The following is a 20,444-nucleotide window of genomic DNA, read 5'->3' as shown; positions in this document are numbered from 1 at the left end:
AACGGCATCACCGTCTCCGATTTGGACAACACCACGCTGGCGAGCGCAGCGGTATCGATCACAGGCAACTTCCACAGCGGCGAAGACGTGCTGGCATTCAGCAACAACGGCAGCACCATGGGCAACATCGTCGGCAGCTACAACAGCGGCACCGGCGTGCTGACGCTGACGTCCAGCAGCGCCAGCGCGACCGTGGCGCAATGGCAGGCGGCACTACGGTCGATCACCTACAGCGACACGGCGGTGACGCCGAACAACGCCAGCCGCAGCATCAGCTTTACGGTGAATGACGGCACCAAGACCAGCACCGCCGCCACGCGCACGGTGACGGTGGCCGACACCGACCAGACGCCGATCGTCAGTGCCAGCGGCGGCAGCGCGGCGTTTGTCGCCGGCGACAATGCGACGTCGACGCCGGTGGCGGTCGATGGCGGCCTGACGCTGTCCGACTTGGACAACACCACGCTGGCGAGCGCGACGGTGTCGATCAGCGGCAACTTCCATAGCGGCGAGGATAGGCTCGCGTTCACCAATAACGGCGGCACGATGGGCAATATCGCCGGCAGCTACAACAGCGGCACTGGGGTGCTGACGCTGACCTCTAGCAGCGCCACGGCGACGCTCGCGCAATGGCAGGCGGCGTTGCGCTCGATCACCTACAGCGATACGGCGGTGACACCGAACAACGCCACCCGCAGCATCAGCTTCGCGGTGAGTGACGGCACCAAGACCAGCACCGCCGCCACGCGCACGGTGACAGTGGCCGACACCGACCAGACGCCGGTGGTCATCGGTTCGGGCGGCAGCGCGACCTTCTCTAGCGGCGCGGTGGCGGTGGATGGCGGCATCACCATCTCCGACCGCGACAACACCACGCTGGCGAGTGCGACGGTGTCGATCACGGCTAACTTCCACAGCGGCGAAGATGTGCTGGCGTTTGTGAACGACGGCAGCGCGACGGGCAATATCGCCGGCAGCTACAGTGCCGGCACCGGCGTGCTGACACTGACTTCCAGCGGCGCCACGGCGACGGTGGCGCAATGGCAGGCGGCGCTGCGCGCGGTAACGTACCGCGACAGCGCCGGTTCGCCGGACCTGTCCACGCGCGCCATCGGCTTTGCGGTCAGCGACGGCGTCAAGACCAGCAGCGTGGCGACGCGCTCGGTCACCGTGTTGCCGCCGATGCCGGTGGTGACCGGCTTGACCGCGGCCAGCGACACCGGTGTGAGTCACAGCGACGGCATCACCGCCAACGCCACGCCGACCGTGACCGGAACGGCGCTCGCCAACGCCACCGTGACGGTGTTCGTTGACGGGGGGAGTGTCGGCACGACCACCGCCGACAGCAGCGGCGCCTGGCAGTTCACGTTGACCAGCGCGCTGGCCGACGGCCGCCATACGGTGACGGCCCAAGCCAGCATCGGCGGTCATCAGAGCGCGCTGTCGGCCGGTGACGTCCTCACCGTCGATACCACGCCGCCGCAGGCGCTGTCGGTCACGCCGCAAAGCGCCTCGGTGACCAGCGGCAACAGCATGACCTTCGACGTAGTGTTCTCCGAGCCGGTGACGGGGCTGGCGGCAGGATCGATCAACGTGATTGCCAGCGGCCAGGCCGGCGGTACGGTCACCTTGGTGACGGCGCTCGACGCGACGCATTACCGCGTGCAAGTGTCCGCGAGTGGCGACACCGGTACGTTGGCGATCACCGTGCCCGCCGGCGCCACCGCCGACCTGGCCGGCAATCTGCTGGCGGCGCCGGCGGTATCGTCGGCCGTTGCCGTTCAGCCTGCGCCGAGCGTGGTGGTCTCTTCCGCCGTGCCCAGTCGCACCGCGCCGCCGGTGTCGTCCACACCGCTCTCGTTGGGGCAGAGTGTTCCCACGGTGGTGTTGGACGCGGCCCGCCCCGTGGCGGCGCCGGCCTCTCCCTTATCGCCCGCGGGCATGGGCGCCGCCGACATCGCGTCCGGGCGGGCACCCGCCGGTCCGGTGGTGTTCGGCCGCGATCATTTCACCTTCGTGCCAGTGGTCGCCGCGGCCGGTGCGGCCGGCCCGGATTTGACGCCGCAGGCGCTGCCCGACTTGGGCGTGACCGCGCTGGTGGCTGGACAGCCGTTCAGCTTCAGCCTGCCATCCGCCCTGGCGGCGATGCGCGAGGCCGACGCCACGTTGAATGTTCGCGTGACGCAACACAACGGCCAGCCGTTGCCGGCCTGGTTGCACTTCGACCCGCAGCGCGGGCGCTTCACCGGTACCCCGCCCGCGGGGTGGCATAAAACGCTGACGCTGGAGGTGACGGTACGCGACCATGGCGGCCATCGCGGCGTCACGCGTTTGCAACTGCGCGCCGACGCCCAGCGCGGCGAAACCGCGGCGCAAGGTGTGCCGGCCGCAGGCAAACAGGCGCTGAACGAGCAATTCCGCCAACACGGCAAGGAGGGCGCCGTGGCGCGGTTGGCGCACTGGTTGGCGGGTTAGTGCCTAACGCGTTACGAAATGGACAGGTGTGGATAGGGGCAAACCGTGCATTGCCTGCGGCGAATGCACGCTACGAAACGGATGGGTGGCGTGCGTTCGCGAAGCAACGCACGAGCCTGATAAAAAATAGTAGGAAAAGGGATGCGAACAATGGAGAGAGTGGGGGAATGATGAATAGGCGCTATCAATATATTGCCGTGCTGTCGGCACTGGCACTGGCGGGGTGCGCGGTCGCCCCCGCGCCGATGAGCCTGGAGGAACAGCAGGCGACGCTGGCGGCGGACCATCAGGCGATGTTCGGTCAACAAGTGCCGCTGGCGGGGCCGGTGACCTTGCAGGAGGCCATGTCGCGCGCGCTGAAATACAACCTGGATTACCGGGTGAAGATGATGGAAGAGGCGATGGCGCAGCGCCAGCTCGATCTTTCCAGTCTGGATATGCTGCCGAAACTCGCGCTGGCCGCCGGTTACACCCAGCGTAGCAACGACAACGCCTCGTCGTCGCAGAACGTCGCCACCGGCTCGCAATCGCTGGTGCCGTCTATTTCAACGCAGCGGCATGACGCCACCGGGGATCTGAACCTCAGCTGGAACGTGCTCGACTTCGGCGTCAGCTATTACAGCGCCAAACAGCAGTCCGACCGGCTGCTGATTTTGCAGCAGCGTCAGCGCAAGGTGGCGCAACAGCTGGTGCAGCAAGTGCGCGAGGCCTGGTGGCAGGCCGTGGGCGCGCAGCAGCTCGAAGGCCGTATCGACACGCTGCTGCACCAAGCCAATTTGGCCTTGGACGATGCGCGCCAGGTGGAAAAGCAGAAATTGCGCTCGCCGCTGGAGGCGTTGAACTATCGCCGCCAACTGTTGGACGTGGTCCGCCAAATGACCTTGTTGCGCACTTCGCTCACGCAAGCCAAGCCGCGCTTGGCCGCGTTGATGAATGTGCCGCCTGGGCAGGATTTCCAGGTGGCGGTGCCGAGCGACATGCCGGTGCCGGTGCTGGACGTCCCGCTGGACAAGATGGAGGACATGGCGCTGTTGAACCGGCCCGAGTTGAACGAGGCGCGTTATAACGAGCGCATCAGCGCGTTGGAAACGCGCAAGGCCATCGCCAAGCTGTTGCCCGGCATCGAGTTCAGCGTCGGCCAGCATTACGACAGCAATGCCTTCCTGGTCAACAATCACTGGAGCGACGCGGGGCTGCGCATCAGCTGGAATCTGCTCAACCTGTTCTCCGCCGGCACCATCACGCGCGAAGCCCACGCGCAACTCGACGTGGCCCGCGCGCAGCGCATGGCGCTGAACATGGCGGTGCTGACTCAGGTGCACGTCGCCTACCTCGACTGGCGCGGGCGCACCGACGAATTCGCGCTGGAGAAGGAGCTCAACGACGTCGATCAGCGCATTTACGAACAAAACCGCAATGCCACCGCCAGCGGGGCGCAGGGGCGCCTGCCGGCGATCCTGGCCGACGCCAACGCGGTGTTCTCGTCGCTGCGGCTCTATCAAAGCTATGGCGATTTGCAAAACGCCTATGGCCAGATGGGCGCGAGCCTGGGGCTCGACCCCGGCCCGGACGGCACGCTGACCGTTGCCTCGGGCGGGGAGCGGCCATGAGCGCGCTGAAAGTTTGCGGCATGGGCCTGGCGATCGCAGGTCTGACGCTGGCCGCGTCGGCGCAAACGCCCGGCATGGCGAGCGATGGCCGTATCCGGGTGCAATTGATGGCGCAACATGCGGTGACGCTGTCGGCCGAGGTGGCGGCCAAAATCGCCGCTATTCCGGTGCAGGAAGGCGGCGCCTTCCGGCGCGGCCAGCCGCTGGTAACGTTTGACTGCGGCGGCTACCGGGCGCAGCTGCGCAAGGCGCAGGCGACGCTGGAGGCGGCCAGCCGCCTGGAAAAGGTCAACACGCAGCTGGCCAAGCTCAATTCCGTTGGCGAGCTGGAGGTGGCGCAGGCGGATGGCAAGGCCAAGGAAGCGGCGGCCGACGCCAGCTATATGCAGACGGTGGTCGGCAAATGCGTGATCAGCGCGCCGTTCGACGGCTTCGTGGCGCGCCGCGCCGCCGCCGTCTACCAGTTCGTCAACCCGGGCACGCCGCTATTGGACGTGGTCGATGCCGGCCCGTTGGAGCTACGCATGCTGGTGCCGTCCAAGTGGATCGGCACGTTGAAGCCGGGCAGCCGTTTTACCGTGGCGGTCGATGAGCTGGGCGCGAGCTTTCCGGCCAAGATCGTGCGGCTCGGCGCGCAGATCGATCCGGTCAGCCAGTCGATTTTGGCCGTCGGCGAAATCGATGGCGGCGCGGGCAAACGGCTGCTGCCGGGCATGAGCGGTTGGGCGAGCTTTAGGTAGGGGCGTCATGGAAGCGGATAAGAATGTGGCGCTGGCCAGCCTGTTGCAGCTGTTGCACCGTGCGCGCGAGGCGGACAATGCGGCCGCGCTGAGCTTCGTCATCGTCAATGAAAGTCAGCAGTTATTGCCGTACCGGCAGGCCGCATTGTGGCGCGAGGGCCTGCATCGTCATGTATCGGCCTTGTCCGGCCTGGCGGAGGTGGAGCCGACGGCGCCCTATATGCAATGGCTGGGTGCGGTGTTCCGCTGGCTGGCGGCGGACGCGTCGGCCGACGCCAGTCGAATGTTGATCGCCGAGCACTTGCCGGCGCGGCTGTCGGCCGAGTGGGGCGATTGGCTGCCGACGCATGCGCTATGGCTGCGGCTCTCCGAGCAGGGCGCTTTGCTGCTGGCGCGCGAGACGCCCTGGAGCGACTACGAACGCAGGCTGGCCGAGGAGTTGGCGCATGGCTATGCCCACGCCTTGCGGTCCTTCTCGCCGCGGCGCGACTGGCGCGACCTGGCGCGGCAGTGGTTGCGGCCCAAGCCGCGCCAACGCCGTATTTTGCTTGGCGTGCTGCTGGTGGCGCTGATGCCTATCCGTTTGAGCGTCCTGACCCGCGCCGAGGTAGTGCCGCGAGAGCCGCTGCTGTTGCGCGCCCCCATCGCCGGGGTGATCGACCATATCGCGGTCGAGCCCAATCAGCGGGTGGCCAAGGGCACGCCGCTGTTCGATCTGGACGCCACCGCGCTTTCCGGCCAACACGCGCTGGCAGAGAGCGAGCGCGTCGCCGCCGAGGAGCGTTTCCGCGTCAGTGCCCAGCTTGCGCTGACCGACGACAAAAGCCGGCTGGCGATGGCGCAGGACCGTGCCCAGCTGGAAGAGAAAGCAATCGCGGCGGACTACGCCGGGCGTGAGCTGCAACGGTTGCATGTGACGGCGCCCGCGGCCGGCGTGGTGGTGTTTTCCGACCGCAACGACTGGCAGGGGCGGGCGGTGGCGCAAGGCGAGAAAGTGATGACGCTGGCGGACCCTGCGCGGGTCGAGCTGACCGCGTGGCTGCCGGCGGCCGAGGCGATCGATCTGAGCGCCGGCGGCAAGGTGACGCTCTATCCCAACGCCTCGCCGCTGTCGTCCTACGCGGCCGAGATCGTGCGGGTGGCTTACAAGGCGGAGCCTGCCGACGAGGGGCTGCTGGCCTACCGGCTGCAAGCGCGCTTCACCGGCGACGCGCCGCCGCGGCTCGGTCAGATGGGGACCGCGCGGGTGTACGGCAATTGGGTGCCGCTGATCTATTACGTCTTGCGTCGCCCAGTGACCGCGGCGCGGCAGTGGCTGGGGTGGTAAGCATGACCGATCATCCTCTGCCGCCGCTGCGTCAAGAGTTGACCTTGCATGCCGGCGAACCGCAGGCCGATGGCGCCCCCAGCTGGGTGCTGCACGATCCGTGCGTCAATCGCTTTTACCAGCTGAGCTGGCCCAGTTTCGAAATTCTGTCGCGTTGGTCGTTGGGGTCGGCACAGGCGGTGCTGGACGACGTCAACGCCCGTACGCCGCTGCAATTGACGTTGGAGGACGTCGAAGCGGTGCGCCGATTCCTGGCGCAACACCAACTGCTGGTAGCCGCGTCGGCCGATGCGAGTCAGTGGCTCGGGCGGGTGCGCGAGGCCAGCCGGCCCTCCGCCGCCATGTGGCTGTTGAAGAATTACCTGTTTTTCCGCGTGCCGCTGTTGCGGCCGCAGCGGCTGCTCGACCGGCTGTTGCCCTGGTGCGGCGGGTTGTTCCGGCCGCGATTCTGGCAAATCGAGGCCGGCCTGTTGATCGTGGCGCTGCTGTTGGTGAGCCAGCGCTGGGATGCGTTCACGCATACGTTTTCCGCCTACTCCGGCCTGAGCGCAGCGCTGGGCATCGGCTTGTCGCTGGGCGTGGCCAAGCTCGCGCACGAACTGGGGCATGCCTTGACCGCGCGCCATTTCGGTTGCCGCGTGCCGACGATGGGGGTGGCTTTCCTGGTGATGGTGCCGGTGCTGTACACCGATACCAACGATGCCTGGAAGCTGCCTTCGCGCCGGCAACGGCTGCTGATCGGCGCCGCCGGCATCTTGGCCGAGCTGTCGCTGGCGGTGTGGGCCACGCTGGCGTGGTGCGCATTGCCGGACGGGTCGCTGCGCGCCGGCACGTTTCTGTTGGCGAGCACCACCTGGATCGCCACGCTGGCGGTGAACGCCAGCCCGTTCATGCGGTTTGACGGCTATTTCCTCTTGTCCGACTGGTGGGGCATGCCCAATCTGCACGGGCGCGCCTTCGCGCTGGCGCGCTGGCGGCTGCGCCAACTGGCGCTGGGGTGGAACGACCCGGCGCCGGAGTATTTTCCCGACGCGCGCCGGCGCGGCTTGATTCTGTATGCCTGGGCCACTTGGCTCTACCGGCTGGTGCTGTTCCTGTCGATCGCGCTCTTGGTCTATCACATGTTTTTCAAGGCGCTAGGCATCGTGCTGCTATTCGTTGAACTCGGCTGGTTCATCGTCCGGCCGATCGCCATGGAGCTTGCCGCCGTCTGGTCGCGCCGCGGCGAGCTTGTCTGGCGCCGCGAGACGCGTCGTAGCGCGGTGCTCTTGGCGTTGTTCCTTGCCTGGCTGCTGCTGCCATGGCAGTCGGATCGCGCGAGCCCCGCCATGCTGCTGGCCGCCGAGTCGCAGGGCTTGTACGCGCCGGCGGCGGGGGAGGTGGCGCAGGTCTGGGTGCGGGACGGCCAGCATGTGCGCGCCGGCCAGTTGCTGGCGCAGCTTGACGCGCCGGCGCTCGCGGCGCAGCTCGCTCAAGCCGAGGCGCGCGAGCGCGACCTGGCTTGGCAGGTGGCGCAGCAGCCGCTGGATGCGACGTTGCAAGCGGAAGGCACGGTATTGGCCAAGGAGTGGCAGGCCGCTCAGGCCGAGGTGGCCGGTTTGACGCAGATGAGCGCGCGGCTCACGCTGACCGCGCCCTTTGCCGGCCGCGTGGCCGACGTCAGCGACGCCTTGCGGCCGGGCACGGCATTGGCCGAGGGTGAACATCTGCTCGATGTGATCGGACCGCAGGGCGCCAAAGGGGTGGCTTTCGTCGGCGAGAACGCACTGCCTGCGCTTATGCCGGGCGGGGCGGCGCGTTTCATTGCCGATGGCGGCGAACATTGGGGCGTGAGCTGCCGGCTCGGGCAGGTCGAACGGCTGAATCTTCCCGTGCTGGATGAGCCGGCGCTGGCCTCGACCTACGGCGGACCGATTGCCACCGAATTGCGCGGCCAGGAGCTGGTGCCGGTGAACGCGGTGTTCCGCGTACACTTCGACCACTGCGATGGCGGCGCGGCGCCGGCGCGCGAAATGAGCGGCGTGGCGCGGCTGGACGGCACCGGCGAAAGTCCGCTTGCGCGCCTGGTCAGGCAGGCCTTCGCCGTGCTGGAACGCGAGGCGGGATTGTGAGGACGTTGCCGCCGGCGTCGCTGCGGATGCCTAATGTGACGCTGCGCCCGGCCAGGACGGGCGACGCGGCGCTCTTTGCCCGGCTGTACCGGCTGGCACGCCCCGGTTTGTCGCATCTCGACGGTGAGGCGATGCAGTTCGTGGTGGAGGCCGCCGGCAGCGCCATCGGCGCGGTGATGCTCGATGTCGGTCCCAGTGAGATGCGGGTTGTTTTCTTTGTCTTGCTGCCGGAGGCGCGTAACCAGGGCTACGGCGCGGAAGTGCTCACGGGGTTGCAACAAGCGGCCTGGCATGCGCGCGCGCCGCTGGCTTCGGTGGTGGAGTATGACAACCCCGGCGCGCGCCGGCTGTATCTGCGTCTGGGATTTCAGCCGGCGCAGCGCGGGGTGAGGGCGGATAAGCTGGTCTGGATGCCTACGGGGGATCAGACGCTCAATTGAGCGGCAGCTGGAAGTAGGCAAAGTGCGGATCGCGGCCGGCGGGAATGACGCGGCCGATCCATACGTGCTCCAGCCGGCGCGCCGGGTTGTCCGCCGCCGCGGGCAGGGCAAGATCGCCCAGCGAGTCGGTCAGCCCGGGGGTGGGCTCGCACGCCAGTTCGACGATGAATGGCGCGGGTCCTGTTCTGTTGCGGGACGGTTGTGCTTGCTGCCGAGGCTTGACGTCGAGAATGCGCAAGTGAATGGCAGGCAGGCCAAGACGGTCGAAATCGCAGGTACGGCCGATGAGTCCGATGAAATCTTCAGCCCCAATCGTTGCCAACATGATATTTCTCTCCTCTCGTTATAAAGGCCATGGCTGAGCCATGGCCCACACTTGGCGCCATTTTTGCGGCATGACCGCATGCACGGCGCGTAGCGTTTGATTTTTAACTATAGACCCTGGATAGGATCCGAGCGGGGAGGCTGGCCAAAAGAACAGCCCCGCGGCAAGGCCGCGAGGCTGTGGGGTGTAGCAACCGGACGCGATTAGCGTTCGACGTGGTAGTTCGGCGCTTCCTTGGTGATCTGCACGTCGTGCACATGCGATTCGCGCATGCCGGCCGAAGTGATTTCCACGAAGCCGGCTTTTTCGTGCATCTCGGCGATGCTGTTGCAGCCGAGATAACCCATCGACGAACGCAGGCCGCCCATCAGCTGATGGATGACTTGGGCGATCGGGCCCTTGTAGGGCACGCGGCCTTCGATGCCTTCCGGCACGAACTTGTCGGTGTTGGCTTCGCTGTCTTGGAAGTAGCGGTCGGCGGAGCCCTGCGTCATGGCGCCTAGCGACCCCATGCCGCGGTAGGACTTGTACGACCGGCCTTGGTAGAGTTCGACCTCGCCCGGCGCTTCCTCGGTGCCGGCGAACATCCCGCCCAGCATCACGCAGTCGGCGCCGGCAGCCAGGGCCTTGGCGATATCGCCGGAGAAGCGGATGCCGCCGTCTGCGATCATCGGCACGCCCGTGCCCTTGAGCGTCTCGGAGACGTTATGGATGGCGGTCAGTTGCGGCACGCCGACGCCGGCAACGATACGGGTAGTGCAGATCGAGCCCGGGCCGATGCCGACCTTGACCCCGTCCGCGCCCATGTCGACCAGCGCGCGGGCCGCGTCGGCGGTGGCGATGTTGCCGCCGATGACTTCCACGTTCGGGAAGCGCTTCTTGGTCCATTGCACGCGTTCGAGCACGCCTTGGCTATGGCCGTGCGCGGTGTCGACCACGATGACGTCGACGCCGGCGGCGACCAACAGCTCGATGCGCTCGTCGGTGCCTGCGCCCACACCCACGGCGGCGCCGACGCGCAGGCTGCCCTGGCCGTCCTTGCAAGCGTACGGGTGTTCGCTGGTCTTGATGATGTCCTTGACGGTGATCAGCCCCTTGAGCTCGAAGGCGTCGTTGACGACCAGCACGCGCTCCAGGCGGTGGTGGTGCATCAGTTCGCGCGCTTCGTCGATGCTGGCGCCTTCCTTGACGGTCACCAGGCGCTCGCGCGGGGTCATGATCGAACCCACGGTTTGATCGAGGCGGGTTTCAAAGCGCAGGTCGCGGTTGGTGACGATGCCGACGACCTTGCCCTTTTCCACTACCGGCAGACCGGAAATCTTGTGTTGGCGCGTCAACAGCACCAGATCGCGTACCAGCATGTCCGGACCGATGGTGATCGGATCCTTGACCACGCCGCTTTCATGGCGTTTGACTTTGGACACTTCCTTGGCCTGCTGCTCCGCGGTCATGTTCTTGTGCAGAATGCCGATGCCGCCTTCCTGGGCCATGGCGATGGCCAGACTGGATTCGGTGACCGTATCCATCGCCGCGGACAATAGCGGCAGATTGAGGCGGATATTGCGGGTCAGGGCAGTGTTCAGTAGAACGTCACGAGGCAGTACGGAGGAGTGCGCGGGGACGAGGAGAACGTCGTCGAAAGTATAGGCTTTCTCGATGATACGCATCTGGCGTTTCCTTTGCGGCAAATAAACATTATACCGGTACAAGGGTTATGGATGCAAAACACTCTATTGGCAAGCCGCATGCCAAGGGGCCACTCGAAAGCGTAAATGCCTGTAAAATGAGGGCCTGAAGCGGCCTTCCGCCGCGCCGCACCCCACTGAGGCCATGAGTAAAACGCCCCCGTTCGATCCCAAGCCGATTCTGGCCAATCTGCCCCAATTGCCCGGGGTGTACCGCATGCTCGACGCGCAAGGCAAGGTCCTGTACGTCGGCAAGGCGGTCGACTTGAAACGTCGGGTCAGCTCCTACTTCCAGAAGACCGATCTGTCGCCGCGCATCCAGCTGATGGTGCGCCAGATCGCCGCCATCGAAACCACGGTGACGCGCTCGGAAGCCGAGGCGCTGATCCTGGAAAACAATCTGATCAAGGGTCTCTCGCCCAAGTACAACATCCTGTTCCGCGACGACAAGTCGTATCCGTACTTGGTGGTGACGGCGCACGATTTTCCGCAGATCCGTTACTACCGCGGCGAGCCCAAGCGGCCGCACCAGTATTTCGGCCCGTTTCCCAACAGTTTCGCGGTGCGCGAAAGCATTCAGATGCTGCAGAAGGTCTTCCGGTTGCGCACCTGCGAGGATGCGGTGTTCGCCAACCGCTCGCGCCCGTGCCTGCTCTATCAGATCAAGCGCTGCACGGCGCCGTGCGTCGGCCACATCACGCGCGACGACTACGCCGCCGACGTGGCGAGCGCCGTTTCGTTCCTGCAGGGACGGGACTCGGACCTGACCGATCGCTTGACCGAGCGGATGTTGGCGGCGTCCGAGCAGCTGGCGTTCGAACTGGCCGCCGAATTGCGCGACCAGATTCAAGCGCTGTCGACCATGCGCGAGCGGCAGTTCGTGTCCAGCAACGCCGCGCAGCACGACGCCGACGTGGTGGCGGTGGTCGAGCGCGAGGGGCTTTATTGCGTCAATCTGGTGATGATCCGCGGCGGGCGCCATTTGGGCGACAAGAGCCTGTTCCCCAGCAACGACGAGGGCGCTGATCTCGACACGGTGCGCGAGGCGTTCCTCGCGCAACATTATCTGGGCGCGCCGATGCCGCCGGTGATCGTCACCAATGGCGAAGTGTCGCCCACGTTGTGCGAACGGCTGGAGGAGCAAGCCGAGCGCCGGCTGCAGCTGGTGAAAAACCCGATCGGCGAGCGCCGGGTGTGGCTGGAGATGGCCGAGAAGAACGCCTACCTGGCGATCATGCAGAAGCTGGCGAGTCACGCCAACCAGACGCACCGGCTCGCGCAACTCAACCAGGTGCTGGAATTGGAAGGGGTGGAGCGGATCGAGTGTTTTGACATCAGCCATACCCAGGGCGAGGCCACCGTGGCCTCGTGCGTGGTGTATGACCGCGCCGACATGCAGCCCTCCGAGTATCGCCGCTTCAACATCGAAACCGCCAAGGCCGGCGACGACTACGGCGCCATGCGCGAGGTGCTCTCCCGCCGCTATAGCAAAGTGGCGGCCGGGGAGGGGCGGCGGCCGGACCTGGTGCTGATCGACGGCGGCAAGGGGCAGGTCGGCGTGGCGCTGGACGTGTTCGCCGAATTGGGCTTCGATGTGCCGATCGTCGGCGTGGCCAAGGGCGAGGAGCGCAAACCCGGATTGGAAACACTGATCCTTCCCTACTTGCAAAAAACGGTACAATTGGCGCACGACCATCCGGCATTGCACCTGATCCAGACCATTCGCGACGAGTCGCACCGTTTCGCGATCACCGGCCACCGCGCGCGCCGCGCCAAGGCGCGCGTCGCCTCCAGCCTGGAGGAGATCCCGGGCGTCGGCGCCAAGCGCCGGCAGCGCCTGTTGATGCGCTTTGGCGGGCTGCGCGGCGTGGTGGCGGCGAGTCAGGACGACCTGGCGCAGGTCGAGGGCATCAGCCGGACCCTGGCCGAACAAATCTATAATGCCTTGCACTAGCCCTGGCGGTGCACACTACAAGAAGCAAAACGATGCCGTTCAATCTGCCTATTTTGTTGACTTGGATCCGGGTTGCCCTGATCCCGATTTGCGTGGCAGTGTTCTTTTTGCCGGATACGGTGCTGAGCTCCGACATGCGCAATATCGTCGGCGCGCTGATTTTCGCGCTGGCCGCCGTGACCGACTGGCTCGACGGTTTCCTGGCGCGCCGGCTGAAGCAGACATCGTCCTTTGGCGCCTTTCTCGATCCGGTGGCGGACAAGCTGATCGTCGCCGCGGCGCTGATTCTGCTGGTGGAGCTCAACCGCACGCCGGGCTGGATGGCCATGATCATCATCGGCCGCGAGATCGCCATCTCGGCGTTGCGCGAGTGGATGGCGGAGATCGGCAGCCGCAAGAGCGTGGCGGTGGCCTACATCGGCAAGCTCAAGACCACGGCGCAGATGGTGGCGATTTTGCTGCTCTTGTACGCCGGTCCGGTGATCCCCGGTTTCGATACCTTGCTGCTGGGAAATCTCTGCATGGTGCTGGCGGTGATTTTGACTTTGTGGTCAATGATTTATTACCTGAGAATGGCCGCGAGCGAGTTCTCCGCGAAAAAAATTGATCTGTAATCGGTTGACAGCAACAGATTAATCTTTATAATTCGCAGTCTCTCGGAGCGTGCTTCGGGAAAAAAATCCGGTATGCGGGAATAGCTCAGTTGGTAGAGCGCAACCTTGCCAAGGTTGAGGTCGCGAGTTCGAGCCTCGTTTCCCGCTCCAGACCCCGGATAGAGATTAGTGATGCGGGAATAGCTCAGTTGGTAGAGCGCAACCTTGCCAAGGTTGAGGTCGCGAGTTCGAGCCTCGTTTCCCGCTCCAAAAGTTAGCATGTGGCGTTGCGGGAATAGCTCAGTTGGTAGAGCGCAACCTTGCCAAGGTTGAGGTCGCGAGTTCGAGCCTCGTTTCCCGCTCCAACGACACATTCGGTTTATGCGGGAATAGCTCAGTTGGTAGAGCGCAACCTTGCCAAGGTTGAGGTCGCGAGTTCGAGCCTCGTTTCCCGCTCCAGATTGGATCGCTTGGCGATCAACCCCTTATGGCGGGGTGGCAGAGTGGTTATGCAGCGGCCTGCAAAGCCGTGTACGCCGGTTCGATTCCGACCCCCGCCTCCAGATAAAAGCCCGATAACTCAATGAGTTGTCGGGCTTTTTGCTATTGCCATGACGTGGCCGGCAGCTTTTTGGGAGGTGCGGTGTGACGCGGCTGGTGTCCGCCTCTATCATTAGCCCATCGATCTAACCCCATGAGATTCCAATGAAACCGTCCGCCGCGCTCGAAGCCCATCGCGAGGCCATTCGCCGCATCGTGGCAACGCACCATGCTGCGAATGCACGGGTTTTCGGCTCGGTGCTGCGGGGGGCTGACCGGGACGATAGCGATCTCGATCTGTTGGTTGACCCCACGCCCGATACCACTTTGCTGGACATTGGCGCCATTCGCTACGAGTTGAAGGCCCTGCTTGGTGTCGATGTCGATGTGCTGACGCCCAAGGCGCTGCCGGAAAGCTTTCGTGAGCAAGTGCTGGCCGAGGCGGTTAGCGTATGAGTCGGGATAAGCAGCGCTTGCTGGATTATCTGGATCATATCTTGCAGGCGATTGCACGCATCCATGACTATGTACAGGATGATGAGTCCGCTTTTCTAGCGTCCTCTTTGGTGCAGGATGCCGTCATCCGGAATTTCGAAATTATTGGCGAGTATCAGCATGAGACTTGCCGCAAACGGCAACCAACGGTGAGTGACCGTTCATGACCATGCCGTGCGGCATTGCGCCGGCTATGCCGCTTTGTCCCCATGGACGATGGCTTTCAAATCATCGTCAATGCGGGATTGCCAGCCTCTGCCTGTTGCCCGGTATGCATCCAGAACCTCTTTCGAGAGTCTGAGCGTCACCTGCTCCTTGGTTGGGGTTTTTTGAGGTCCACGTGTTTTCTTCCGCATCATTTCGTTGAGGACTTCGGACGGTAAGACGCCCGCCAGTGCCTCAGATGCGGGTTTGAAGTGCTTGATTTCCTCGGAGAGGTCGCGTACCTCTCCTTCCTCATTGGTGAATGGTTTTTTCGTCATATGCCTTGACCTCGCGCTTGTTTGCTTTGCGAAAACTGATTACTCGGATGCCCATTGCGGTTGGTGTGAAGCATACCGAATACAGGCGCTCCTCGATCATGCCGAATGCGATGAAGCGGCGCTCCGGATAAGTCCTGCGGGTATCTTCTTCCACGAGAGCCGTGGACCAATCAAGATCCTCGACAAGATCGAAGGGAAGCCCCCGTTCACGTATGTTTCGCGCACACTTAGCTACATCGTAAGTGATTTGCATCATCTCAAACTGTAGTTACAATATAATCAATAGTCAATCAGATTGTAACTACAGTTTGAGTAAAGGGGCAGGTGGCGTGGATCGCAAATAGGTTTCATTTGAGCTGATGTTGTGGCCGCAGCGAAAATTCAGACGCAAAACCCCGGTAACGCATCCGCACGCGCGGCATCGTCGCGCGCCAGCAGGCAGCCGGCCCGCGCGTGGAAGAAGGGGCGCAGTTGCGCCGGGGTGATGCCGGCGGCCTGGGCCATCGGCTCGCGGCTGCGGCCGTGCGCTGCTACGCGAGCGCACGCTACGTGGCGGCGCTGCTTCCTCCCCCTCTACAAGCGGTAGCGCGACAGCGTCTCGATCTGCGCGCGCGCCAGTTCGTCCACCCGTTGCGCGGTGCTGGCGGTGTTGTGCGCGGCGGCGCTGGATTGCTCCGACATCTGCGCCGAATGCTCGACTTGCGTGGCGATGTTGTTGCTGGCCACGCCTTGCTCGACGATGGCATGGCTGATTTCATTCACCATGCCGGCCGTGCTGCCGGAGGTGTCGCCGATGCGATGGATGGCCGCGTCCGCTTCGTCGGCGCGCTTGACGCCGTTTTCCACGTTGCTTTCCGCCGCCACCATCTGCGCGGTGGCCTCCTGCGACAGCGCGACCATCGTCTGGATGGTGTCGGCGATTTCCGTGGTCGACTTGGCGGTGCGCTCGGCCAGTTTGCGCACCTCGTCGGCCACCACCGCGAAGCCGCGGCCCTGCTCGCCGGCGCGCGCCGCCTCGATGGCGGCGTTTAACGCCAGCAGGTTGGTCTGATCGGCGATTTCACGGATGACATTGATCACGCTGCTGACTTGGCTGCTGTAGGTGACGAGTTTGCGGATGCTCTCGGCCGAGGTTTTGACCGAGTTGGAGATCTCGCGGATATCCTGAATCGTCTGACCGATGATGCGCGAGCCCTCCTGGGCCAGATTGCCGGCTTCCTGCGCCATCTCGCGCGTCGACTTGGCTTGGTCGGCGACGTGATTGATGCTGACGGTCATTTGCTCGATGGTGGCGGCGATGTTGGAGGCGGCGTTGCTTTGCGCTTGCGAGGCGGTCGACACTTCCCCCGCGGTATGCCGCATTTCCTGCGAGGCCTTGGCCACGTTGTGCGCGCCGTCGAGAATGCTCTTCAGGTTGTGCTGCAGCCGTTCCAGCAGGGCATTGAAGGCGCTGGCCGTTTGGCCGAGCTCGTCTTGGCGCTGCACGGCGGTGCGGTGGGTAAAGTCGAGCGATTGGCTGACGTGCGACATGGTGTCCTGCATGTCGTACAGACCGTTTTTGATGATGCGGTAGAGCTGCCAGCCGAGCACCGCCATCGCGAACGACGATAGCACGATGATCGAGGCCGACAGGATCAGCGCGTCGTCGTAGGCGCGGCGGTTGGCCGCAATTTGATCCTGCGCCAGTTTCACGTTGTAGGCGAAATGATCGTCGATGCCTTTCAAGAGCGTTTTGCCGAGGGTTGCGCCGTCCCCCAGCAGCAGGCCGACGGCCTGATCGCGCTGATTGGCCTTGACCAGGTCCAAGGCTTTATCGCGCATGGCGCGATAGCCGTTCATGGCCGCTTGGTCGGCCTGCAGCATTTGCTTGTCGGTCTCGTCGCCGACGTCGTTGGCCAGGTAGTCGGCGGTCAGGCTATTGAAGCGTTTGTCGGTGTCGGCGAGGGTGGCGAGCGTCGTGTCCTTCTGTTCTTGCGTTTGGGCCACGAGCATCTTGTTGATCGCCAGCCGTTGGTCCATCACGGTCTGCTGCAAACCGTTCAGATTGATCAGGCTGGGAAAGGCGCTGGTGCTGATGAATTCGAAACGTTGTTGCGCCTTTTCGAGCATGACGAGCCCGACGGCGCCGGTTAATAGGGTCGCCAGTATGGCGACTGCCAGCATGACGGTCAGTCTGGTGGTGATCTTCATCACAAGTTCCTCATTGATCTATTTATTAACAACGAGCACGGCACGTACACGCTTGTTTTTAAATACAAAAATGAGAAATTACAACTTTGTCATAAAATATGCGCTATGGCTTGGATGGCGGCGCGCGGCGCGCGGCCTGGCGCAGAAAGCGCAAACTGCCTTGGAAATGGCTGCAGGCGTCGCAGACGGTGAGGTGCAAGCGTAGGCGAAGGCGCTCGCCGAATGCGAGTGGCAGATCTTGTTGCCGCGACAGCAGGTGGGAGGCTTGTTGGCAGGTCAGTTTCATAGCGTGGCTCCGAACCAGTTCTTTTCCAGGCATAGCCGCAGGCTCATACGCGCCCGATAGAGCAACACCGAGCAATGCGCGGGGGTGATGTCCAACTGCTCGCCGATTTCCGCCACGTCCAGGCTATGTAGTTCGCGCAGCGTGAAGACCAGCGCGCTACGCGGCGGCATGCGCTGGCTGCACTCGCGATAGACCTGCCAGAACTGCTGGTCTTCCAGGCAAGCCTCGGGTTTTTCCCAGCGGCGCGGCGCATCGGCGCCCCAGTGTCCCGTCTGATCGAAGAGGGTGTCCAGGTCGGATAGATCTTCCTCGTCGGGGACGGATAGGGTGATTTCTCGCCCCGCCTTGCGCTGCACGTCGATGATTTTATGTTTGAGGATGCCGGTCAGCCAAGTACGCAACGCAGCGGCGCCGGCAAAGCGCTCAGGGTGTTCCAACGCGGCCAGAAACGCGTCCTGCACCAGATCATGCGCCGCCGCCTCATTGCCCAGACGAAACAAGGCGTAGCGCAGTAGCGCTGGCCGGTGAGGTTCCAACTCTTCTGCGGTGAAATTCATACTATACCGATGAAAAAACACCTGTTTAGCATGGCGCGGGCAGAGTGGGCAAGCGACGTCCTCTCTCCATTGGTCGTATCCGCTCGGTTGTCATGACAGGGAGAGAGGAACTTTATCGTTGTGAGCCAGCCGAAAGACGTTTTGTCGTTAAGCGAGGTGAGCCATGAATGATGTGTTGACGCGGTCCTCGGCGCTGCTGCGCGGCTTGTGCGCCTGCGTGGCCGGCGCGGTTCTATCGGCCACGCCGGCATGGGCCGCGGACGTTTCGCCTCAGCAGGCCTTGTATCAGCAGCTGTCCGACCTGGAACAAGAAGCGCATGGCCGGCTGGGCGTGGTGTTGGTCGATACGGCCGACGGCAGCCGCTTTGCCTACCGCGGCGACGAGCGCTTTCCATTTTGCAGCACCAGTAAAGTCATGGCGGTGGCGGCGATCTTGAAGCGCAGTGAAACCGAGCCGGATCTGCTCACGCGCTCGATCGACATTCGGCAGGCGGACCTGGTCAATTACAATCCCATCGCCGAAAAGCACGTCGGCGGCAGTATGACGCTCTCCGAGCTGAGCGCCGCCGCATTGCAGTACAGCGACAATGTGGCGATGAATAAATTGATCGAGCAATTGGGCGGGCCGGCTGCGGTGACGCGTTTCAGCCGCCAGATCGGCGACAGTCTATTCCGCTTGGACCGCACGGAACCGATGCTCAATAGCGCGATTCCGGGCGACGAGCGCGATACGACCACGCCGGCGGCCATGGCGGAAAGCCTGCGCAAGCTGACGTTGGGCGATGCGCTAAAGCCTGCGCAAAGAGCGCAGCTGGTGGCCTGGCTCAAGGGCAATACCACCGGCGCAACCAGTATTCGCGCCGGCCTGCCATCTTCTTGGACGGAGGGGGACAAGACCGGCAACGGCCGCTATGGCACCACCAACGACATCGCGGTGATCTGGCCCCCGGGACATCAGCCGCTGGTGCTGGCGATTTATTTCACCCAGCCGGACCCGAAGGCGCCGGCGCGGCGCGATGTGCTGGCCAAGGCGGCCGGCATCGTGACGCAGGCTTATCGTTAAGCAAGACCGTGCATTGCCTGCGGCGAATGGGCGCGACACGATTTGAAGGAAAGCGGGATAAAGCAGGAAAAAATGGAATTCGTGTAAATGCGGACCCAATCGGATCAATTTAGATCCCCTTGGATAATGAAAAACCCCAGCCGTTTGGCTGGGGTTTTGAATTTTGGCTCCCCGAGCAGGGCTCGAACCTGCGACCTGCGGATTAACAGTCCGTCGCTCTACCAACTGAGCTATCAGGGAAACGCGAGGCCGAACTATACTAATGAACGAATGCCCTGTCAAACCTTTATTTTGAGAAATCACGGTGTTTTCCGGTTTGTTGCTCATAACGTTATGAATATAATTATATTATGCCTTCGTCATTGTTTGATGCCGTTAGGCCGCTTTGGGGCGCGCCGTGGTTTTGGTAGCATGATGATCATTCAAACAAAGGATGCCCCCACATGAGCACGCACGACGATCTGGCTGTTAGCCCCGCTTTGAACCCCGACGATGCCGGCTATGCGGCCCAAGTCACGGCGCTGAATCAAGCCGTGGCGTTTTGCCGGTTGAAGGCGTTTAAGTTGCTTCGCGTTGCGGGCGAGGATGCCGCGGCCTTTTTGCAAGGCCAACTCAGTAATGACATCCGCCTGCTGGATGGCGGCAACGCGCAATATACGAGTTATTCGTCGGCAAAAGGACGGTTGATGGCGTCATTCCTGTGCTGGAAATCCGGGAGTGATTATTTCCTGCTGGTTGATTCAGAATTATCTGAAGTAATCGTCAAACGGCTATCGATGTTTATTATGCGTTCGAAAGTCAAATTGACCGTTGACGACCGTTACCGTTTGCTGGGTTTTCACGGCGAGGCGGTGGAAAAGGCGGTCGCGGCGCAAGGTTATCCATTGCCCGCGCAGGATTTGCAATTGATATCGCATAGTGAGACGGCAATGAATATTCGGTTGCCGGGCGGGTGGATTTTATCCGCGGTCGAGGCTGGCGCTGCCGATGATTTGCTGCAGCATTTCCCGGCGGGTCTGGTGGCGGTGGAGGACGAGGCTTGGTCGTTGCTGGATATTGCCGCGGGGATCCCTTGGATTACCTTGTCCACGCAGGAGCTGTTCGTGGCGCAAATGGCGAATATGGATTTATTTGGCGCCATTAGCTTTACCAAAGGCTGTTACCCTGGGCAGGAGATTATTGCCCGTACTCGTTATTTAGGGAAAACCAAGCGCCGGATGTATCGGCTGCAATTACCCATTTGTGCAAGTTGTGGTGCGGATCTATATTCTCCTGGAATGGGAGACCAGTCGGTTGGCACCATTGTCAATGTGGCCCGTGATGGCGCGGGCCATTATCAGGCGTTGGCGGTGATTCAGTCCGCCAGCTGGGAGACGGGAATTTATCTGGATGCGGCAAATACAATTTCCGCCTTAAATCTTCCCTTGCCTTATTCGCTGCTTGATGAATAGAATTATAGAAATAAGAGAAAACGCCATGTCGCCTGAGCAGAACGCGGGCTAAGGGCAGAAGAATATGGTTCGAATAAACCTCTCAGCACCTACTCACTGCGTATCCAACGAACATGACAA

At 63.1% G+C, this 20,444-nt stretch carries 19 protein-coding genes and 6 tRNA genes; 17 read left to right on the top strand and 8 right to left on the bottom strand.

What is annotated here, in order from left to right; translation table 11 throughout:
- The 6 genes from JOZ06_RS09300 to JOZ06_RS09275 all read left to right on the top strand — a co-directional run.
- Positions 1-2,475, top strand: a 2,475-nt coding sequence (locus JOZ06_RS09300) for an Ig-like domain-containing protein (protein ID WP_293231709.1), incomplete at its 5' end; no start/stop codon positions are given.
- 167 nt (positions 2,476-2,642) lie between these two features.
- Positions 2,643-4,085 (top strand): TolC family protein, encoded by a 1,443-nt coding sequence (locus tag JOZ06_RS09295; protein WP_293231707.1) that lies wholly within the window; start codon positions 2,643-2,645, stop codon positions 4,083-4,085.
- On the top strand, positions 4,082-4,825 hold the full coding sequence (locus JOZ06_RS09290; RefSeq protein WP_293231705.1) for an efflux RND transporter periplasmic adaptor subunit: 744 nt from the start codon (positions 4,082-4,084) through the stop codon (positions 4,823-4,825). The genes JOZ06_RS09295 and JOZ06_RS09290 overlap by 4 nt, the downstream gene beginning before the upstream one ends.
- Before the next feature lie 7 nt (positions 4,826-4,832).
- Positions 4,833-6,152 carry an HlyD family efflux transporter periplasmic adaptor subunit gene (locus JOZ06_RS09285; RefSeq protein ID WP_293231703.1) on the top strand — a complete coding sequence of 440 codons (1,320 nt, stop codon included), beginning with the start codon at positions 4,833-4,835 and terminating at the stop codon, positions 6,150-6,152.
- 2 nt (positions 6,153-6,154) lie between these two features.
- Positions 6,155-8,263, top strand: a complete 2,109-nt coding sequence (locus JOZ06_RS09280) for a biotin/lipoyl-binding protein (RefSeq protein WP_293231701.1) — start codon at positions 6,155-6,157, stop codon at positions 8,261-8,263.
- Between the two features lie 26 nt (positions 8,264-8,289).
- Positions 8,290-8,703 (top strand): GNAT family N-acetyltransferase, encoded by a 414-nt coding sequence (locus tag JOZ06_RS09275; protein ID WP_293231699.1) that lies wholly within the window; start codon positions 8,290-8,292, stop codon positions 8,701-8,703.
- On the opposite strand, the gene JOZ06_RS09270 is transcribed toward JOZ06_RS09275, so the two are convergent.
- Together JOZ06_RS09270 and guaB are read right to left on the bottom strand one after the other, a co-directional pair.
- Positions 8,696-9,028: a hypothetical protein gene (locus JOZ06_RS09270; protein ID WP_293231697.1), complete on the bottom strand. Its 333-nt coding sequence runs from the start codon at positions 9,026-9,028 to the stop codon at positions 8,696-8,698. The two genes, JOZ06_RS09275 and JOZ06_RS09270, sit on opposite strands and share 8 nt — an antisense overlap.
- Positions 9,029-9,231: 203 nt before the next feature.
- Positions 9,232-10,695 (bottom strand): IMP dehydrogenase, encoded by a 1,464-nt coding sequence (guaB, locus tag JOZ06_RS09265; protein WP_293231695.1) that lies wholly within the window; start codon positions 10,693-10,695, stop codon positions 9,232-9,234.
- Positions 10,696-10,858: 163 nt separating this feature from the next.
- Here guaB and uvrC point away from each other — a divergent pair, with 163 nt between their 5' ends.
- The 9 genes from uvrC (at position 10,859) to JOZ06_RS09220 (ending at position 14,462) form a co-directional block, all read left to right on the top strand.
- Positions 10,859-12,667 (top strand): excinuclease ABC subunit UvrC, encoded by a 1,809-nt coding sequence (gene uvrC / locus JOZ06_RS09260; protein ID WP_293231693.1) that lies wholly within the window; start codon positions 10,859-10,861, stop codon positions 12,665-12,667.
- Between the two features lie 32 nt (positions 12,668-12,699).
- Positions 12,700-13,281: a CDP-diacylglycerol--glycerol-3-phosphate 3-phosphatidyltransferase gene (gene pgsA, locus JOZ06_RS09255; RefSeq protein ID WP_293231691.1), complete on the top strand. Its 582-nt coding sequence runs from the start codon at positions 12,700-12,702 to the stop codon at positions 13,279-13,281.
- Between the two features lie 74 nt (positions 13,282-13,355).
- Positions 13,356-13,431, top strand: a tRNA-Gly gene (locus JOZ06_RS09250).
- Between the two features lie 23 nt (positions 13,432-13,454).
- Positions 13,455-13,530: transfer RNA gene (locus JOZ06_RS09245), tRNA-Gly, on the top strand.
- 19 nt (positions 13,531-13,549) lie between these two features.
- Positions 13,550-13,625, top strand: a tRNA-Gly gene (locus JOZ06_RS09240).
- Between the two features lie 18 nt (positions 13,626-13,643).
- Positions 13,644-13,719: transfer RNA gene (locus tag JOZ06_RS09235), tRNA-Gly, on the top strand.
- Positions 13,720-13,749: 30 nt separating this feature from the next.
- Positions 13,750-13,823, top strand: a tRNA-Cys gene (locus JOZ06_RS09230).
- Between the two features lie 142 nt (positions 13,824-13,965).
- Positions 13,966-14,256: a nucleotidyltransferase domain-containing protein gene (locus JOZ06_RS09225; protein WP_293231689.1), complete on the top strand. Its 291-nt coding sequence runs from the start codon at positions 13,966-13,968 to the stop codon at positions 14,254-14,256.
- Positions 14,253-14,462 carry a HepT-like ribonuclease domain-containing protein gene (locus JOZ06_RS09220; RefSeq protein WP_293231687.1) on the top strand — a complete coding sequence of 70 codons (210 nt, stop codon included), beginning with the start codon at positions 14,253-14,255 and terminating at the stop codon, positions 14,460-14,462. Before JOZ06_RS09225 ends, JOZ06_RS09220 begins: the two co-directional genes overlap by 4 nt.
- Positions 14,463-14,486: 24 nt before the next feature.
- Here JOZ06_RS09220 and JOZ06_RS09215 read toward each other — a convergent pair whose 3' ends face one another.
- The 5 genes from JOZ06_RS09215 to JOZ06_RS09195 form a co-directional block, all read right to left on the bottom strand.
- Positions 14,487-14,777: a BrnA antitoxin family protein gene (locus JOZ06_RS09215; protein WP_293231685.1), complete on the bottom strand. Its 291-nt coding sequence runs from the start codon at positions 14,775-14,777 to the stop codon at positions 14,487-14,489.
- Positions 14,752-15,033 carry a BrnT family toxin gene (locus JOZ06_RS09210; RefSeq protein ID WP_293231683.1) on the bottom strand — a complete coding sequence of 94 codons (282 nt, stop codon included), beginning with the start codon at positions 15,031-15,033 and terminating at the stop codon, positions 14,752-14,754. Before JOZ06_RS09210 ends, JOZ06_RS09215 begins: the two co-directional genes overlap by 26 nt.
- A 317-nt stretch (positions 15,034-15,350) precedes the next feature.
- On the bottom strand, positions 15,351-16,967 hold the full coding sequence (locus tag JOZ06_RS09205) for a methyl-accepting chemotaxis protein (RefSeq protein ID WP_293231681.1): 1,617 nt from the start codon (positions 16,965-16,967) through the stop codon (positions 15,351-15,353).
- Positions 16,968-17,070: 103 nt separating this feature from the next.
- Complete coding sequence (locus JOZ06_RS09200; protein WP_293231679.1) at positions 17,071-17,253, bottom strand: zf-HC2 domain-containing protein; 183 nt, start codon at positions 17,251-17,253, stop codon at positions 17,071-17,073.
- Positions 17,250-17,810, bottom strand: a complete 561-nt coding sequence (locus JOZ06_RS09195; protein ID WP_293231677.1) for a sigma-70 family RNA polymerase sigma factor — start codon at positions 17,808-17,810, stop codon at positions 17,250-17,252. Before JOZ06_RS09195 ends, JOZ06_RS09200 begins: the two co-directional genes overlap by 4 nt.
- A gap of 163 nt (positions 17,811-17,973) precedes the next feature.
- On the opposite strand from JOZ06_RS09195, the gene bla reads away from it, so the two are divergent.
- Positions 17,974-18,873: a class A beta-lactamase gene (gene bla, locus JOZ06_RS09190; RefSeq protein WP_366515145.1), complete on the top strand. Its 900-nt coding sequence runs from the start codon at positions 17,974-17,976 to the stop codon at positions 18,871-18,873.
- Between the two features lie 164 nt (positions 18,874-19,037).
- On the opposite strand, the gene JOZ06_RS09185 is transcribed toward bla, so the two are convergent.
- A tRNA-Asn gene (locus tag JOZ06_RS09185) sits at positions 19,038-19,113 on the bottom strand.
- A gap of 203 nt (positions 19,114-19,316) precedes the next feature.
- Here JOZ06_RS09185 and JOZ06_RS09180 point away from each other — a divergent pair.
- A complete protein-coding gene (locus JOZ06_RS09180) occupies positions 19,317-20,324 on the top strand; it encodes a hypothetical protein (protein WP_293231675.1) in 1,008 nt (335 codons plus the stop codon).
- The last annotated feature ends 120 nt before the right edge of the window (positions 20,325-20,444 follow it).

It is taken from the genome of Paludibacterium sp. (assembly GCF_019232825.1).
Lineage (GTDB): Bacteria > Pseudomonadota > Gammaproteobacteria > Burkholderiales > Chromobacteriaceae > Paludibacterium.
Note: the sequence above shows the minus strand (reverse complement) of the source record. Positions and strands in the feature narration are given on the sequence as shown.